We start from the raw sequence: 231 nt of genomic DNA, 5'->3' as shown, positions 1-231 counted from the left end.
GATGAAGGGCGCGCCCAGGAAGATCCACAGGAAGCAGGGGACGAAGGTGACCCAGGTGGTCAGCAGCCCCCCCAGGGTTCCGGCCAGCAGCGGCGGCAGGCTGCCCGCGTCGCGGAAGGCGCCCATGAAGCCCACGAACTGCGTGACCATGATCAGCGGGCCCGGCGTCGTTTCGGCCATGCCCAGGCCGTCCAGCATCTCTCCGGGCGCGAGCCAGCCGAAGTTCTGCAC

General features: G+C 69.7%; 1 protein-coding gene. It reads right to left on the bottom strand.

The window, feature by feature from the left end; translation table 11 throughout:
• On the bottom strand, positions 1-231 hold a 231-nt coding region (locus tag QSV46_RS41225; RefSeq protein ID WP_314964572.1), incomplete at both ends, for a chromate transporter.

The sequence above is a fragment of the Bradyrhizobium cosmicum genome, from assembly GCF_032290525.1.
Classification (GTDB): Bacteria; Pseudomonadota; Alphaproteobacteria; order Rhizobiales; family Xanthobacteraceae; genus Bradyrhizobium; species Bradyrhizobium cosmicum_A.
The sequence above is the reverse complement of the archived record's forward strand: the minus strand, read 5'-3'. Positions and strand labels throughout refer to the sequence as shown.